We start from the raw sequence: 17,008 nt of genomic DNA, 5'->3' as shown, positions 1-17,008 counted from the left end.
CCCTTTTGATTTTGGCTTTTAATTAAATACTAGTTTTTAAGATAGTACTGCTGCTTTATTAACAATATTTTGTGGTCTTCCACCAGTTAAAATATCGTAGGCGGTTTCACAAACACGCGTATGGAGCCGTTCCTTTGCTTCTACACTATTAAATGCTGCGTGCGGTGTAATTACTACATTATCAAGTTTTAAAATCTCATCCTCTACTTTTACTGGTTCTTTTTCAAGTACATCCAGACAAGCTCCTCTTATGGAACCATTTTTAATCGCTTCTACCAATGCATCTTGATCAACAATAGGTCCTCTTGCTGTATTTAAAATAACAGCAGTGTTTTTCATTCTTTCCAACCTTTCCTGATTGATCAAATGGAATGTGCCATCGTTCAGTGGAACATGGATCGATACATAGTCAGACTGCTCAATAAGTTCATCTAATTCAATTTTTTCGATGCCGAATTTATGAACTACCTCATCTGGAATAAATGGATCATACGTGACGATATTCATACCAAAAGCTTGAGCAAATTTAGCTGTCTCCTGGGCAATATTCCCAAAACCAACTAAGCCTAGAGTTAATGATGAAAGGCGCTTCGAATTAAACCCTTCATTCGGATTCCATTTTCCTTCTCGAACAGATTTATCCAGTAAACCAATTCTTCTTTCAAAATGTAAAAGCATCGCGATTGTATGTGTTGCAACTTCCGGAATAGAATAATCCGGAATGTTGCAAACTGGAATCCCTTTATTAGAAGCAGCTTTGACATCGATGTTATCAAAGCCAATTCCATATCTAACAAGTACTTTACAGTTTGTTAACTCATTAATAACTCTTTCAGTTATTGGAGCATAAACGCTTAATACAGCGTCTGCATCCTTACATTTTTCAATAACACTTTCTTCTGTCAAGCAATCTTCAATTCGAAACTCAACGTTTCTTTCTTTAAAAAACTGTTCTTCAATTTGATAATGATCTCCCTCTAAGGAGTTTCCATCTGCTAAAATAACTAACATGATACCACCTAACCTTCCTTATATTTCCTACTATTTCGCCTTTGCTAATTCCTGCGCTACCCCAATAATCCAATCTTCCTGTCCACCAACTGCTTCCATTTCAGCTAGTTTCGTTAAAATATCACGGGCATCTACGCCATACTCTTTTCCAGCCCTTTCTGCAAATAAGAGAAAACTAGAATAGACACCTGTATACCCAAGGGTTAAGCTTAATCGATCAATTTGAACTGGCCTTTTCATCATGGGCTTCATTACATTTTCAGCTGCATCCATTGCCTTATATAAATCTACATGGTGCGGAATATCTAATTTATTCATAACTGCTACAAGCTGTTCTAGAGAAGCATTACCGGCTCCAGCTCCCATTCCTGCTAAACTAGCATCAATACGGTCTGCACCTTCCTCTATCGCAACAATAGAATTGGCTACACCCAAAGAGAGGTTGTTATGTGCATGGAATCCAACTTGTGTACTGAGATTTTCTTTGAACAAGGCCACCCTTCTTCTCGTATCATCCATTGTTAAAGCTCCAGCAGAATCCACAACGTAAACGGTGCTTGCCCCATACGATTCCATCTTTTTAGCTTCTTCTAATAACAATTCTGGCGCTGCACGATGGGACATCATCAAAAAACCTACTGTATCCATTCCTAAATCAATTCCTGCTTTTATATGCTGTTCAGAAACATCGGCTTCTGTGCAATGTGTAGCAACGCGGACAACGGATGCCCCCCATTCGCTTGCACGCTTTAAATGTTCAATAGTCCCTATGCCAGGAATAAGCAAAACGCCAACTTTTGCATTTTTCGCGTGCTTTACTGCTGTTGTAATAATGTCTTTTTCCGTTTCTTTCGAGAAGCCATACTGGATCGAACTCCCCCCAAGCCCATCACCATGTGTTGCCTCAATAATATCTACACCAGAATCATCTATTAATTCTGTTAACTCAGCAATTTGCTCTACCGAATATTGATGCGAAATGGCATGCATACCATCACGTAATGTAACATCATTGAATAGAATCTTTTTTTTGCCCATCATTGTGCCACTCCTTTCGAAACCATTGCAGCTGCAATAACTTCAGCCGTTTTAACAGCTGCGGATGTAATAATATCTAAATTACCAGCGTACTTAGGAAGGTAGTCACCATTCCCCTCTACCTCAACTGAAACAGTTACGATATTATCCTTAATTACCGGATCTGCTTTAAAATGATATCCTTCCACATAGCTTTGCACGACTTTCAACATGTCATCTAATTTTTGTAAAATATTTTGATGTATATCATCAGAGTATTCCGATATTTTTACGTGAATTGTATTCCGCATTAGAATTGGTGGTTCTGCAGGGTTCAAAATAATAAGTGCTTTCCCTTCTTTTGCACCACCAACTTCCTGTAGAGCCTTTGCAGTTGTTGCTGTAAATTCATCAATATTTTGACGTGTTCCTGGTCCAGCACTTTTGCTAGAGATGGAAGCAACAATTTCTGCATACTCCACGTCGACCACGTCTGAAATTGCTTTGACCATTGGTACAGTTGCTTGTCCGCCACACGTAACCATATTAACGTTATTTAACGCTTCCACACTTTGTTCATCCAAGCTTACAGCAGGTACAATAAACGGTCCCACAGCAGCGGGCGTTAGATCAATTGCCTTTTTCCCTAATTTCTTTAATATCGGTGCATTATGAGTATGGGCCTTAGCAGAGGTTGCCTCAAATACAATATCTGCTAAGTCTGCTTGCTCCACAAAGCCATCAATCCCATTATAGATCGGAACAAGTCCATGCTCTTTTGCAAGTGCTAACCCTTTTGAATTCTGGTCAATTCCAATCATTGTCGTAGGTTCAAGCTTATCACTGCGTAATAATTTATACATAAGATCTGTTCCTATATTTCCTGAGCCAATAATTGCACATTTGAGTTTTTGTTGAGTCATCCTATCTTTCCTCCTAAATTCAATTCCATAACTGCTTGACAATAATGATCCGAAGCGCTCTTCAAATGCTGGGCTAACAGTTCTTGAGCTTTCTCTACTTCCCCTATAGCTAGCGCATCAACAACGACAAGATGCTCCTCAATAATTTCCTGCTGTCTTGACTCAAGAATTGTAGACGTAACCTCGATTAACGTTTGTATCATGCCATTTAAGGAATGCCATAATTGAATAAGCGACTGATTACTTGTCATACCTACTAGTAACGCATGAAACTCCATGTCTGCATCAACATTCCTGATCTGATTATCGAAAGAATCTTGCATTTGCTGGATGTAGAGATAAAGTAGATGTTTATCTTTTTCCAGAGCTTCTGGAGATATTTGTGTTAGTGCATGCTTTTCTAATAAAATACGACTATCATATAAATTCCTAATATCTTCAATATCAAACTTCCCTACTACTGTCCTACCATTTGAAAGTCTCTTAACCAACCGTTCAGCTTCTAATTTTGAAAGAGCTTCACGTATAGGTCCCCTGCTCACATTTAATTCGCTTGATAATTGGGATTCCTTTAAGTGTTCACCTTCCTTATATCGATTTAACATAATTTCTTTACGCAAATAAGCAAGTACTTGTTCACTTACATGCATTTTCCCTATATTCATTACTACATACAGGCCTCCTAACTAATAAATAAATTTAATATTCTGTAATGTAGACAGTTTACAATTATTAATTCATATTGTATTCGCTTACTTTTATTATGTCAATAATTATTTGAATATATTTTTTATTCATTTCATTAGTTTATTCAATAAATTAAATCAAATATTACCTCCTTAAATATAAATTCACATCGATTGTAGTTTTGAAAAGAGTACCATAAGCAAACGGGAAAAAGACGGAGGTGACAAAAATGGATTTTAACTAAGACAGTGTTGTTTGTCCAATTCGATTTTTCTTATCAACCATACGTTATATTAGGAGGAGATTTTAATGAAACTTTATTTAGACCCAGGTCATGGCGGAACAGATTCCGGTGCTACTGGAAATGGAATACAAGAAAAAGATGTTGTTCTTGATATCGCGTTGCGAATACGCGATCTGCTAATTGGAAACTACAGTAATGTTAGTGTTCAAATGAGTCGTACTGGAAACACAACAAAAAGTCTCGCCCAACGAACAAATGAAGCAAATGCATGGGGTGCTGATTATTTTCTATCTATTCATTGTAATGCATTTAACGGCTCTGCTGATGGCTATGAGGATTTCATTCATAGCAGCCTTTCAGATAGTTCACAGACTGCTAGATATCGAGACATTCTACATGCAGAAATAATTAAAGTTAACGGATTACGAAATCGTGGTAAAAAGAAAGCTAATTTCCATGTATTACGTGAGTCGTCCATGCCAGCAATGCTAACGGAAAATGGTTTTATAGACCATAGTGGAAATGCAGCTTTAATGAAACAGAACGCATGGAAGCAGCGAGTAGCAGAAGGGCATGTCAACGGACTAGCGAGAGCATTTAACCTGCAAGAAAAAAACGGAGGTCCTGGTACCGGCCAACTGTATAAGGTTATTGCTGGTTCCTTTAAATCAAAAGCAAATGCAGATGATCGTGTATCTTTCCTAAATTCTAAAGGCATTCAAGCTTTTGTAGAACAGGTTACGATTTCAGGTGAAACTTGGTATCGCGTTCAGGCTGGTGCATTTACAAACAGGACAAATGCAGAGAATCATTTACAGGTTGTCCGCAACACTGGAATCGATGCATTTATTATCATCCAGTAAATATATAACAGATTTAGTATGAATAAATGAAATCAATTGACTTTTCAACCAATAGATTATAAGATATATGAAATAACAAATTCATAAACACTCTTATGAAGAGCGGCGGAGGGACTGGCCCGATGAAGCCCGGCAACCATTCCAGTTAAATTTAACTGAGAATAGGTGCTAATTCCTGCAAAATACAATATGTATTTTGGAAAATAAGAGGATGGTTACTTGTCAAGTATATCCATGCCTCTCTTTTTTAGAGAGGCATTTTTATTTTCCCGAAATACGATAAGGAGACGCTCAGATGACAACAGCAATTGTGAAAGGCGCACCAGGACATTATCGAATCGGAGAAGGCATTTTAAAAGAGTTACGTGTACTTCTTTCAGAGTTAGGCGTGAAGAAAATACATATTCTTAGCGGCAGGAAGGCATGGAATGCTGCCTCTCCTTATATACCAGAGGAGCTTGATCGTTCAAACATCACGTTTGTGGAAGGACATTGTACGCTTGAGGCTGTCGAACAATTCGCAACTTCATTTCAACATGATGGGGTTGATGCAGTAATCGGTATTGGCGGGGGGACAGCACTCGATCTCACTAAAGCCTCAGCTGTAAAAGCCGGGATTAAATCCGTACTTATCCCAACAATCGCAGCTACCTGTGCAGCTTGGACACCATTAAGTGTATTTTATCAAGCTGATGGTACCCATTCACACTATACCGAGTTCCCAGTAGCAAATACACTCGTGCTGATTGAGCCAGCTATTATTGCTGGTGCGCCACCTGAATACTTGAAGGCCGGTATTGGTGACACACTCGCTAAATATTATGAAGCAGATGCTTTAGTTCGATCCTTTTACAAGGATAAGGATTTACCTGTTTGGCTTCAGATTTCTCAATTCTCCGCAGCTTTGTGCAGAGATATCTTACTAAAGGATGGAAAAGAAGCACTAGAATCGGTATCCAATAAAAAGGTATCGGATGCACTCATACGCATTATTGAAACAATTATTATGACTGGTGGCATGGTCGGCGGATTCGGGGAAAAGGCCGGAAGAATTGCTGGTGCACATTCCGTCCATAATGGATTAACAGAGGCTAAAAGCATCAAGCAATTTTTACATGGAGAAATCGTGTCCTATGGTATCTTAGTTCAATTGGCTCTAGAAGAAAAGGATGAAGAGCTAAAAAGACTATTAGCAGTATATGATGATTGGGGGCTTCCAGCATCATTAAATCATTTATCCATTGACGCTCGAGACGAGGAACTATTGCAACGTATTATTAAGAAAACATTACTGCCTCAAGAATCGATTCATTTAATGGTGGAAGAAATTACAGAAGATACATTATTAAATGCCATTCTCAAAGTAGAGAGGCTAGCAGTTCCAACAACTAATTAATCAACTTTAGAAAGAGGGATACATAATGAAAAAATTACTATTCACAGGATTACTTGCATGCATGTTGGCAGTACTTGCCGCATGTGGTGGCGGCTCAGATGAAGCAGAAGGATTATTGGAAGACGGTAAATTAAAAGTCGGTGTAACATCAGGACCACATGAACAAATCTTAGAAAAGGTTGCAGAGCTTGCTGAAGAGGATGGCCTAACAATTGAATTAGTTTCTTTCAGCGATTATGTCATGCCAAATGTTAGTTTATCTGAAGGCGAGCTTGATTTAAACAGCTTCCAAACCGAGCCATTTTTTGACCATATGAATGAAGAACGCGGATTAGATTTAATTAAAGTTGCAGATACGGTTACATTCCCGATGGGGATTTACTCAGAAGGTGTAACAGATGTAGCAGATCTCGAGGAAGGCGCCCGTATCGGTCTTCCAAGTGACCCGACAAACAGTGGACGTGCATTACTATTGTTTGAACAAGCAGGTTTAATTAAAATAGAAGAAGGTCTTGGCGTAAATGCAACGGTAAATGACATTGCTGAGAACCCAAACAATTATGAATTCATCGAGCTTGATCCAGCGCAAATCCCGCGCCAGTTAGGTGAAGTTGATGCAGCTGCCATTAATTCAAACTTTGCCATGGATGCAGGTCTCGTACCTGGTGAAGACTCAATCTTTATTGAACAGGATTCTACATTTGTAAACTTAATCGCGGTTCGTGAAGAAAACAAGGATGACGAAGCTGTACAACAGTTTATCGATATTTACCAATCCGATGAAGTAAAACAATTTGTTGAGGAAACCTTCCAAGGCTCAGTTGTTCCTGGATGGTAGGAGGAACAAAACGGAAGTGCCCAGTTAGCGACGTACAGAGGTGAGAGAAGTCCAGCTACAGCTTTAGCGCTGGAGCTGGACGTGACTGTTCGTGCAGCTAAGTTATTAAGTTACCAGGCTAACTAAAAAGGCTGACAATAATGTTGTCAGCCTTTTTTATATGTCCATCTCTTTAGGAGATTCTCCCTTTTTATTCATTAACCGAATTCCAATCGGATCGATTTCCAAAATGGTGTAGTTAGGATCATCCGGTCCCTCAAAATATAGTTTCATATCATCATTCCAAAATTTCTTTTTCAGGTCATCCGTATCGTTTAAGGATACCTTCCCTTGATATTCTACATATTCATCACCAAATCCATCGCCTTCATAACCAATTAAAATATGTGTAAATGGATTTTTCTCAATTTCTTCTGTTTTATCGGCATCTTTATGCGTCGGTGTGTAAAGCTTCAAACCATCATGAAAAAATGTCATATACCTAGAGTGCGGTTTATCGTTCTTCACCGTTGCCATCGTGCCTGTATGACTTTCATTAAGGATTTTTTCTACATTTGCTTTAATCTCTGATTGACTCACAAGTATACACTCCTTTTTATCGTCTGCTATAAGTAGTGTTCCTTTTCTGGCCAATATTAAACATCCTGCATTACCGTTCAATTCTAAAATGTTGCCATTCAAATGGAAAGAGGGCTTGATATTTCCTTTGTAGAAATCGATCATCGATTAAAGCGATTGTTCCTTGGTCTGATTCAGATCGGATTAATCTGCCCCCCGCCTGTAGCACTTTATTCATTCCAGGAAAGACATAGGCATAATCATAGCCATTTCGGCCAATCGAGTTGAAATAGTCCTTGATAATATCTCTTTCCAATCCAATTTGCGGCAGTCCAACACCGACAATAATGACACCTTGAAGCCGTTCTCCCTTTAAATCTACCCCTTCAGAGAAAATGCCGCCCAGTACCGCAAAGCCAATAAGCTTTTCTTCCGTATCCGGCATAAAAGCCGCCAAAAATTCCTCCCTATCCGTTTCAGACATGCCTACCGTTTGGACAATCGTCTTTACATGTGGTGCAAACTGTTGAAATGCATCATGTACAGCTTCCATGTAATGATAAGATGGAAAGAAAACAAGGAAATTTCCAGACTGCTTCGTAATAAGATTCTCCACAAACTGAACAATTGGTGTCATTGTACGCTCGCGATCGCGATACCTTGTCGACATTGGCAGAATAATTACCTCAGCTTTTTCACGATCAAATGGAGACGGAATTGCTGTTACGTAATCTTTTTCAGTTCCTCCCAACAGGGTTTTATAATAATCCGCAGGTGTTAGCGTAGCTGAAAAGAAAATCTTTGAACGGTAGCCTTTTCCCATCTTGTTAATGAGATAAGATGGGTCGAGGCAGAATAGCTTCAATCGGACATCGCTTTTCAGAATCTCCATATAGGTTACAAATCGCTCATCATAAAGCTTCGCTATTTTAACAAAGGATTGTGTCGCGAAATAAGTATCCAGCAAAAGTGAATCTGTATCCATATGCTGCACTAATTCAGTCTCTGCATGCATGGAAAAGGTTTCAGTAAGCGCAACAAGCTCGTCATCTAGATCTTTGCTGATTAAATTCTCTTGCTTCTTTAAGGATAATAGATAATTATTAATTGCTTTAGCTGATTTCGCTAAGCTTTCATTACGGTTTTTAAATGTACGACTGAGTTGCAGAAATGCTGATTTATACAAGTCAGCAGAATACATTTCTCTCGCTCGATCAACTAAATTATGTGCTTCATCAACCAATAAGACGGTCTCTTTCTTCTGCTCCTCAAAAAGACGTTTCAATGACACTTTGGGATCAAAGATATAATTGTAATCGCAAATAACAGCATCCGCTATATATGCAAGCTCTAATGAAAATTCAAAAGGACAAACACGATGTTTTCTTGCATACGTTTCAATTACTTGACGACTCATCAATGTTTCATTCGCGTATATGTCTAAAACCGCTTCATTAATTCGATCGTAAAACCCCTCCGCAAAAATACAATGCTCCTTCGAGCACTTTACTTCCTCCTGAAAACAAATTTTATCCTTCGCAGTAATGGTTACAACCTTTAGGTCCGACCCCTTTTCCTCTAGCAAACGAAATGCTTCCTCTGCAGCAGTTCTCGTAATTGTTTTTGCAGTAAGATAAAACATCCGCTGCAGGTGCCCTTCCCCAATCGCTTTCACAGCAGGGAATATTGTTGAGACCGTTTTGCCAATACCTGTTGATGCTGAAGCAAATATATCTTTCTTATCGAAAATAGTTTTATAGACAGAAGCCGCGAGCTTACGCTGTCCATCTCGATAACTTTCAAATGGAAACAAAAGCTCCCTTGCATAAACATCGCGTCGTTCTACATGCTGAAGCTTCATCTTGGCGTATACTGCATACTGACCGACAATGTTGTTTACATACGTTTTCAGCTCCTGAAAATTCATTTCCCGCTTGAATTTAACCTGCTGCTCCGTATTTACTTGAACATATGTTAACTGAATCGTTATCTCAGCTAAATCGTGGTCTTTGGCATAGATAAAAGCATAAAAGATCGCCTGTGCCCAATGTACTGGATATGTATCTTCTGAAATCCACTCCACCGGATTTCGTGTTGACTTAATTTCATCAACCGTAACCTGTCCATTCTCATTAAAAAGTAAACCATCACAACGTCCATCCACTACAAAAGTTAAGTCTTCATATGGAATCTCCGTTATGACATACACTTCCTTTTGATCTGTTTCTTTATACGTCTTTTGGATTTTCTGATGTGCCTTTGTTCCGTCTGTCAGCGTCGTAGCCGTTCGAAACCCGGATTCAATACTGCCACTTCGCAACACATACTCCACAAGCGTTCTTACTGAAATTTTGAACCTATCCGTCATGTAATCACCTTTTACAATTCATTAACTCTATTCTATCAATTAATCGAGTCAAGCGGAAACTGAAATTAACTCTGCACATAAAAAAAGAAGCTGAATCAAACATGCTTTTTAGCGCTTGATTCAGCTTCCCATTTATCTTAATCATTAAAATTAGTTAATTCCTCGCATGAACCGTTTCAGCTTCGGTGCTATTAATAGCAATACGATACCAAGTAATATCGCAATTCCTCCGATTACACCAAAGTAGATAACTTCCGTATCTACGGAATAAAAACGAACGACCTGGGCGTTAATAGCCTGTGCCGAAGCGTTGGATAGATTCCATAAACTCATCATTTGGGCAGCAAATGCCGCTGGCGCCAATTTCGTTGACGCTGATAAACCAACTGGTGATAAACAGAGTTCACCTAGCACAACTAGGAAGAAGCTAAGAACGAGCCAAAGCGGGCTAACTAAGCTTTCTGTTCCGTTAAATACCGCAGGGAAAATCATGACGATAAATGAAAGCCCAGCAAAAATTAATCCAAAGGAGAACTTTTGCGGTGTACTTGGTTGACGATCCCCAAGCTTTACCCAGAGCCAAGCAAACACTGGTGCAAGCATCACAATGAATAATGGATTTAGAGATTGGAACCAAGAGGATTGTATTTCAATGCCAGCAAACGACAACTGTGTCCGTTCGTTTGCATAAGTCGCTAAAATATTCGACCCCTGTTCTTGAATCGCCCAAAACATCATTGCTGCCACAAATAACGGAATATATGCTAGTAAACGCGAGCGTTCGTCCGCTGTTGTTTTCGGACTACGATACATCGTAATAAAATACACTGTAGGGATAATCACCCCAAGAATACTAATCGAGAATATAACCCGCTCAATCGTTAACCAACCACCTGTTACACCAGCCCATCCGATTATAGCTAATACAATAACAGCGAGAGTGATAATTTTCGTAGTCTTTCTTTTCTCTTCTCCGCTAAGTGGATTTGGAACTTGAAGTCCAGCAAGACCAAAGTATTTTTTCCGTGATAATAGGTAAACAACCAAGCCAGCAAACATCCCAACGGCCGCTATTGCAAAGCCAAGATGGAAGTTATATGTTTGTCCAATTGTTCCGACAATAAACGGTGCAATAAAACCACCCATGTTAATACCCATGTAATAGATACTGAAACCAGAGTCACGTCGTGGATCTTTTTTGCTGTAAAGTTCGCCAACCATACCACCAACGTTCGGCTTTAGCAATCCTGTACCAATAACGATAAACAGCATGGACACAAGTAATGCTGTAAAGCCACCTGGTAAAGCAAGGATAATATGACCAAGCATAATTAGAACACCACCGTAAAATACGGTACGGTTCATCCCAAGAATCCGGTCAGCAATCCATCCACCGATTATACCAGACATATATACGAGCGAGCCGTAAATCGCCATTATCGAGTTGGCAGTAGTTTGATCTATTCCTAATCCGCCGTCTGTAACCTCATAGTACATATAAAATAAGAGTATGGCACGCATTCCATAATAAGAAAAACGTTCCCAGAACTCCGTGAAAAATAATGTCGATAAACCTTTCGGATGTCCAAAGAAACCTTTTTGTGGAACGGTTTTTAGTATGGCATCCTTATCTCTTGAATCCATCGTATGTTAATCCTCCTCTAAGTTGAAAAATGAATTCTGTTATAAAACATACCCGACAATTTTAAGGCAAATTCAACATACTGTAAAGGTCAAGTTTGCTTTTTCCATAAATTTGTAAGCGAATTACCGCCAATCATCCAACAATTGATAGCGCTATCTAATTATTTTTCCAATTGTAATGTAATTTATGTAAATTAGAAGAATAAAAAGGATTTCTCCCTTGTTCATCGAATCTCTTAGTAAGACACATCCAAGGAGTGAACAGAATGATTCTATACCAATTACCATTACTAATACTCACAATGAGTCTTGTTTATCTATTTATCGCTCCGACAGGACCATTATTATTTAGCTTGTTTTTTAAACTGGTTCCAATGTTTATGATTTTGATTTATGCTCTTCAGCTTTTACCTCGAAAAAAAACTCGAACACATCTACTGCTTATTACCGGCCTTGCTTTTTGTATCATAGGCGATGCGACACTGCACTGGTTTCTATTTGGATTGACCGCATTTTTCATTGGGCATCTATTTTATATGGCTGGTTTCTTTACGCAATGGAAATATTCAAAGATGCGTTTGACTATGATTATCCCAATTGCCGGATTTGCATGTTTTATCGGATTCCGGTTAGTTGAAGCATTAAGTCAAGAAGGGAATGCAGGATTAATTTTTCATGTGATTGCTTATATTTTCATTATTTCACTAATGACTTTTTCCGCCGTGATGACGGGTAATGGATGGGCAATCGCTGGTAGTGTGCTGTTCGTTATTTCTGACTCTATCCTTGCATGGAATATGTTTATTACACCAGTCCCTTCTAGTAATGTACTGGTAATGTTGCCTTATTATGGCGGTCAATTTTTAATTGCACATAGCATAAGCAGCATAGTTGCAGGCGGGAATCGAATTGTTTGGTAAATAGGGATAAATTCTACAAGCTAGCATAGCAGAAAAGGAGCGATAGGATTGGAATTTACTTTCATTAGCATCATATTGATTATTTTCATTTATTTGACTGCTAAAATAAATAAGCTTGAACAAAATATGAAACAGTTGAAAACTTCGTTAGAACAGGTTATGAAAGAGGTCGAAATCCCAGAACATCCGATAAATGGTAGACTATATGAATTAATTCAGGATGGAAAAGAGATTAAAGCCATTAAAGAAGCGAGAGCATCTTTAGGACTTTCACTAATAGAAGGAAAAGAGTATATCGAGAATCTAAAGAATAACATGAATAGTTAACATTACCTATATTCAGTTTCAAGAAATAGTATATGACATCCCCATGCACCAAGCATATTAATAGTTTCCCAAAACTCCGAGTGATATAATTGACTTATGTAAAAAGTTTTATTTATCAACTAGTTTTTGGTTTCAAACGAAGTACTAGGTATTTTGATTTACAGAAAACTTTTATCATCAGGAGGTAATAACAGTGAAAGCAGCAGTTTGGCATGGAGAAAAGGATATCCGAATTGAAGAGGTGGAAGTAAAACCTTTAGAAGATACTCAAGTAAAGGTTCGAGTAGCTTGGGCTGGTATTTGTGGTAGTGATTTACATGAATATGAAGAAGGTCCAGTATTTGTACCAGTAAACGAAAAGGACCCTTTAACAGGTGAAATTGCTCCATTAACAATGGGACATGAATTCGCTGGAGTGATAGAAGAAGTAGGAACAAACGTAACAAAATTTAAAGTGGGCGACAAAGTAGCAATTAACCCAACGATAACATATGGAAATAAACCTGAAGATATGGATGCATATGATGGATTCAGCTTTATCGGCTTGCATGGTGATGGTGGATTTACGAAATACGCGAATGTTCCAGAATCGAATGTTTATCTTCTGCCAGACACATTAACTTTACAGGACGGCGCATTGGTAGAACCTACCGCTGTTGCTGTACAAGCTGTAAAAGAAGGTGGACTGCAATTCGGAGATACAGTTGCTATATTTGGAGCAGGTCCAATTGGACTTTTAACAGCCATTGCAGCTAAAGCAGCAGGAGCAAGCAAGATTATTGTTCTAGATTTATCCCAAACAAGACTTGAAAAAGCAATGGAACTAGGTGCAACCCATATCATTAATTCTGGTGAACAAGATGCTGTTCAAGCGATTCGAGAATTAGTTCCAGATGGTGTTGATGTATCCTTTGAAGTTGCGGGAGTTGCCCCGACATTCAAACAGGCGATCGACGCTACACGGGCACGTGGAACAATGGTAATCGTATCTATTTTTGCTAGACCAATTGAGTGGAATCCAATTCACCTTACGAACACAGGTGTAAAAATTACGTCATCTATTGCTTATACACCGACTTCTTTCCAACAGACAGTGGATTTGATGGGAACTGGTCAATTGAAACCTCAAGGCATTGTTACCGATCAAATACAGTTGGATGATATTGTTGAAAAAGGATTTGAAGCATTATCAAACGATAAATCACAAGCCAAAATATTAGTAGAACTAAGTGGAGAGAAATAAACCCAACTGGTTTAATAGCGATATTAACAGTTCAGGTTTAATAACCCGAAAATCCCTAAGCTGGTTGCTTAGGGATTTTTATAACCTCTTATACTACTTGTGGCCCCACTAAAAATCGAGGGTTTTCACCGATTACCAGCTTACATAAATTTGCATAGCCAATTCGCTTATTGGAAGCTAGTAAATACTGCAATTCGATGATTGTAGTATCTGCTTTAAGTTTTTCTATTTCCTGTTCAAACACACTAAATGCATAGGTATTATGAATGCTTGGTTTACATTCATCTGGATTTTCATCCATAATTAAACAACCCAAATATTGATAATTAAACTGTAATTGGCGCGTAAGCTGGATCACATTTATGAACCGTTGGAATAATTCTGGCTTTGTATGTCCCAATTCGTCAATTGCCTCTTTTGCTGAAATCAATTCTTTTAAATTCGTTGTTATTAACACCCTATCCGCTCCTTTCTATTATCGCTTAATTCCAAGGCTTATTGATCGATAAATGAGCAACGATATCTTTATTTTGCTGCCTCTTTAACTTTCGAATCTTTGCACGTTCCTCACCAGTGCTGTAGAGGAACTTTTCTTCTTCTGTTTCCGCGACAATTGCAGGAACTTCAATCGGTTTTTTATTCTCATCCAACGCAACAAATGTCAAAAAAGCCGTGGTAGCAATTCTTCGTTCACCAGTTACCATATCTTCAGCAATTACTTTGCAAAATATCTCCATCGAGCTTTTCCCTGTGTACGTTACGAATGACTCAATACAAACTTTATCACTTTGACGTATTGGTTCTATAAAATTCACCGAATCGGTTGAGGCCGTAACACATTCCTTAACTCTTGCATGGCTACAAGCTGAAAGTGTTGCACAGGCATCAAGCTTTTTCATAAGAACTCCACCGAATAATGTATGATAATTATTTAAATCATTAATTAGAACCTGGTCATTCTGAATAATGCGTGTTTCTCCCATTTTTCTTGCTTTCATAAACTAATCACCTTACTACTTTTTATTGCTACAGCAAACTGTTTATCTGATGTAGATACATTGTTATGTACAGGTTCTATTGTATAACGCCCCGATAACCAAAGTACAATGCCGAAATCCGATGCTATTCATAACAAAAGTGTTTGTAAACGCTTTAGATAAACAAATAAAAAAGACTCACCTAAAAGGAGGTCTTATGTATTGTTCAGATTCACTTTTGCAAATCGGATAAATTCAAGTTTGACAGGTGATAATGCTTGATTCTTTTTCCAAATCATTGCTAAGTGCCACTTAATTGTCGGATGGGACAGTTTTATTTCTTTTACGTCACGTTTTAAGCCTTTAATCGTACTTTCTGGTAATAAGGTTATTCCAAGATTTGAAGCTACCATTTCCTCTATAAAGTCCATCTGTGAGGTCTCCGAAATAATTCTCGGTTCAAAGCCAGACTTTCTGCAAGCCGAATATATATGATCATGCAGTGCAAAATCTTTATTAAACATAATAAAATCTTCTTCTTTTAATTCAGCAATTGCGACCTCTTGCCGATTTACAAGCTCATGGTCGGCGGGTACGATGAGCTTTAAATCTTCCTCTCCCAACGAATAGCAATCAAAAAAGTTGTGGCGGGTAGGCAGGAAGACAACGCCAAAATCCAAGTGATCATTCATCACTTTTTCTTCTATTCGCTTTGATCCATCCTCTATTAATTGAAACGTAATATCTGGATATTCTTTATGAAAAGATGCGATTAATTTAGAGAAGAACACGGAATCGATAATCGAGGGCAAGCCAATACGAATATGGCCTTTTTTTAGGAACGAAAGGCTTTCCAACTCAAGTCGTAACGCTTGGAACTGCTTTTCCATCACTTGAGCGTGCTCATAGAGAATTTTTCCAGCATCTGTTAGAGATAGTTTTTTTCGTGAACGAATGAAAAGCGAGGCTTCCAGTTCATCTTCTAACGATTTTATAATTCTGCTAATTGCAGGCTGTGTCATATATAATTTTTCTGCGGCATGCGTAAAACTGCCAGCACGCGTGACTTCAATAAAATACTGTAAATGTTTCATTTCCACTTTTCTTTCCCACCCCTCTTCTGCCTTCTTATTCTACTATGCCATACTACACATCTCAACTGAACAGCATTTCATTTTGCATAACGAAATGTGAAGCCTTCTATTATTGTTCGAAAAAGAAAAAGGCTGCCATAAATGACAACCCTTCTTTCAATTATCTAATTTTCTTAAATGCCTTGCTCCAAGCGATTACTTGGTCAAGCATCGCGTTTGCATTGTCTGCATGGTAATCCGCAGGTTTGAATTCGCTCATGTTTTCAAAGTCAGTCATTAGTGAGAATGTTACTGCAGTACGTACGTCAGCAACTTGCAGCTCACCAAGGATTAGACGAAGGTTTTCATGTGCACGCGCCCCACCTAAGCTACCGTATCCAACGAAACCTGCTACTTTATTGTTTACTTCTGGGTTTAAATAATCTAATGCATTTTTCAATGCCCCACCAATTGCATGGTTGTATTCTGGTGCTACGAAAATGTAACCATCAAATGCAGCGATTTTTTCAGACCAAGCTTTAACCGCAGCTTCTGCTTCTGCTTGTCTTTCTGCTGGAAGTTCTTCACCAAGGAATGGCAATTTATATGCCCCCAAGTCAACAATTTCATATGTGACATCGTCGGCATTTCGTTTTGTTGCAAAGTCGTACATCCAGTTAGCAACTGATTCCCCATTACGGCCTTGGCGCACACTGCCTTGCACAATAGCGATTTTCAATTTCTCTTTTGGTACTGGTGCTGCTGCTTGCTTTGATCTACCGAATAATTTACCAAAAAATCCCATTGTATGTTCACAACCTTTCCTGTCCGTTATCTAAGTTTAAATTGACCCTTTAAAAAGAAGAGGCAGTAACCCATGCCTAGCACTATGTAAACATAGTTATTCAGGGGTAGCTGC

General features: G+C 38.5%; 17 protein-coding genes and 1 riboswitch. Of the genes, 6 read left to right on the top strand and 11 right to left on the bottom strand.

Features of this window, described 5'->3' with window-relative positions; translation table 11 throughout:
- Positions 1-36 precede the first annotated feature (36 nt).
- From D1B32_RS01135 to D1B32_RS01120, 4 genes are read right to left on the bottom strand one after another with little or no spacing between them, the layout of a single operon-like run.
- Positions 37-1,011: a C-terminal binding protein gene (locus tag D1B32_RS01135; RefSeq protein ID WP_118888404.1), complete on the bottom strand. Its 975-nt coding sequence runs from the start codon at positions 1,009-1,011 to the stop codon at positions 37-39.
- 30 nt (positions 1,012-1,041) lie between these two features.
- Positions 1,042-2,052, bottom strand: a complete 1,011-nt coding sequence (gene dmpG, locus D1B32_RS01130; RefSeq protein ID WP_118888403.1) for a 4-hydroxy-2-oxovalerate aldolase — start codon at positions 2,050-2,052, stop codon at positions 1,042-1,044.
- On the bottom strand, positions 2,049-2,951 hold the full coding sequence (locus tag D1B32_RS01125) for an acetaldehyde dehydrogenase (acetylating) (protein ID WP_118888402.1): 903 nt from the start codon (positions 2,949-2,951) through the stop codon (positions 2,049-2,051). Before D1B32_RS01125 ends, dmpG begins: the two co-directional genes overlap by 4 nt.
- Positions 2,948-3,616, bottom strand: coding sequence for a GntR family transcriptional regulator (locus tag D1B32_RS01120; protein WP_118888401.1), 669 nt, complete (start codon positions 3,614-3,616; stop codon positions 2,948-2,950). Before D1B32_RS01120 ends, D1B32_RS01125 begins: the two co-directional genes overlap by 4 nt.
- A gap of 331 nt (positions 3,617-3,947) precedes the next feature.
- On the opposite strand from D1B32_RS01120, the gene D1B32_RS01115 reads away from it, so the two are divergent.
- The 3 genes from D1B32_RS01115 to D1B32_RS01105 all read left to right on the top strand — a co-directional run bounded on the left by D1B32_RS01115 (position 3,948) and on the right by D1B32_RS01105 (position 6,979).
- Positions 3,948-4,745, top strand: coding sequence for an N-acetylmuramoyl-L-alanine amidase (locus D1B32_RS01115; protein WP_095310616.1), 798 nt, complete (start codon positions 3,948-3,950; stop codon positions 4,743-4,745).
- 90 nt (positions 4,746-4,835) lie between these two features.
- A riboswitch (SAM riboswitch) is annotated at positions 4,836-4,955 on the top strand.
- A gap of 85 nt (positions 4,956-5,040) precedes the next feature.
- Entirely contained in the window at positions 5,041-6,141 is a 1,101-nt protein-coding gene (locus D1B32_RS01110; RefSeq protein WP_118888400.1) for an iron-containing alcohol dehydrogenase family protein, read from the top strand.
- Positions 6,142-6,166: 25 nt separating this feature from the next.
- A complete protein-coding gene (locus D1B32_RS01105; protein ID WP_118888399.1) occupies positions 6,167-6,979 on the top strand; it encodes a MetQ/NlpA family ABC transporter substrate-binding protein in 813 nt (270 codons plus the stop codon).
- Positions 6,980-7,135: 156 nt separating this feature from the next.
- Here the strand turns inward: D1B32_RS01105 and D1B32_RS01100 are convergent, their stop codons facing one another.
- From D1B32_RS01100 to D1B32_RS01090, 3 genes are all read right to left on the bottom strand, one after another.
- Positions 7,136-7,558, bottom strand: a complete 423-nt coding sequence (locus D1B32_RS01100; protein ID WP_095310624.1) for a pyridoxamine 5'-phosphate oxidase family protein — start codon at positions 7,556-7,558, stop codon at positions 7,136-7,138.
- Between the two features lie 70 nt (positions 7,559-7,628).
- Positions 7,629-9,905 carry an ATP-dependent DNA helicase gene (locus D1B32_RS01095; protein ID WP_118888398.1) on the bottom strand — a complete coding sequence of 759 codons (2,277 nt, stop codon included), beginning with the start codon at positions 9,903-9,905 and terminating at the stop codon, positions 7,629-7,631.
- Positions 9,906-10,055: 150 nt separating this feature from the next.
- Complete coding sequence (locus D1B32_RS01090) at positions 10,056-11,549, bottom strand: peptide MFS transporter (protein WP_095310608.1); 1,494 nt, start codon at positions 11,547-11,549, stop codon at positions 10,056-10,058.
- Between the two features lie 266 nt (positions 11,550-11,815).
- Here D1B32_RS01090 and D1B32_RS01085 point away from each other — a divergent pair, with 266 nt between their 5' ends.
- The 3 genes from D1B32_RS01085 (at position 11,816) to D1B32_RS01075 (ending at position 14,039) form a co-directional block, all read left to right on the top strand.
- Positions 11,816-12,469 (top strand): lysoplasmalogenase, encoded by a 654-nt coding sequence (locus tag D1B32_RS01085; RefSeq protein ID WP_118888397.1) that lies wholly within the window; start codon positions 11,816-11,818, stop codon positions 12,467-12,469.
- 48 nt (positions 12,470-12,517) lie between these two features.
- Positions 12,518-12,796, top strand: a complete 279-nt coding sequence (locus D1B32_RS01080; RefSeq protein ID WP_118888396.1) for a hypothetical protein — start codon at positions 12,518-12,520, stop codon at positions 12,794-12,796.
- A 193-nt stretch (positions 12,797-12,989) separates the two neighbouring features.
- Positions 12,990-14,039, top strand: a complete 1,050-nt coding sequence (locus tag D1B32_RS01075; protein WP_118888395.1) for a 2,3-butanediol dehydrogenase — start codon at positions 12,990-12,992, stop codon at positions 14,037-14,039.
- Positions 14,040-14,127: 88 nt separating this feature from the next.
- Here the strand turns inward: D1B32_RS01075 and D1B32_RS01070 are convergent, their stop codons facing one another.
- The 4 genes from D1B32_RS01070 to D1B32_RS01055 all read right to left on the bottom strand — a co-directional run bounded on the left by D1B32_RS01070 (position 14,128) and on the right by D1B32_RS01055 (position 16,894).
- The gene (locus D1B32_RS01070; RefSeq protein WP_095310598.1) at positions 14,128-14,496 is read right to left on the bottom strand and encodes a hypothetical protein; all 369 of its coding nucleotides are present in this window, start codon (positions 14,494-14,496) and stop codon (positions 14,128-14,130) included.
- Positions 14,497-14,521: 25 nt separating this feature from the next.
- Positions 14,522-15,037: an acyl-CoA thioesterase gene (locus D1B32_RS01065; protein ID WP_095310596.1), complete on the bottom strand. Its 516-nt coding sequence runs from the start codon at positions 15,035-15,037 to the stop codon at positions 14,522-14,524.
- Between the two features lie 194 nt (positions 15,038-15,231).
- Positions 15,232-16,116, bottom strand: a complete 885-nt coding sequence (locus D1B32_RS01060; RefSeq protein WP_168927268.1) for a LysR family transcriptional regulator — start codon at positions 16,114-16,116, stop codon at positions 15,232-15,234.
- A 154-nt stretch (positions 16,117-16,270) separates the two neighbouring features.
- Positions 16,271-16,894, bottom strand: coding sequence for an NADPH-dependent FMN reductase (locus tag D1B32_RS01055; protein WP_118888394.1), 624 nt, complete (start codon positions 16,892-16,894; stop codon positions 16,271-16,273).
- Between the last annotated feature and the right edge of the window lie 114 nt (positions 16,895-17,008).

Origin of the sequence: Oceanobacillus profundus, from assembly GCF_003515705.1 — a bacterium.
GTDB lineage: Bacteria > Bacillota > Bacilli > Bacillales > Amphibacillaceae > Oceanobacillus > Oceanobacillus profundus.
Note: the sequence above shows the minus strand (reverse complement) of the source record. Positions and strands in the feature narration are given on the sequence as shown.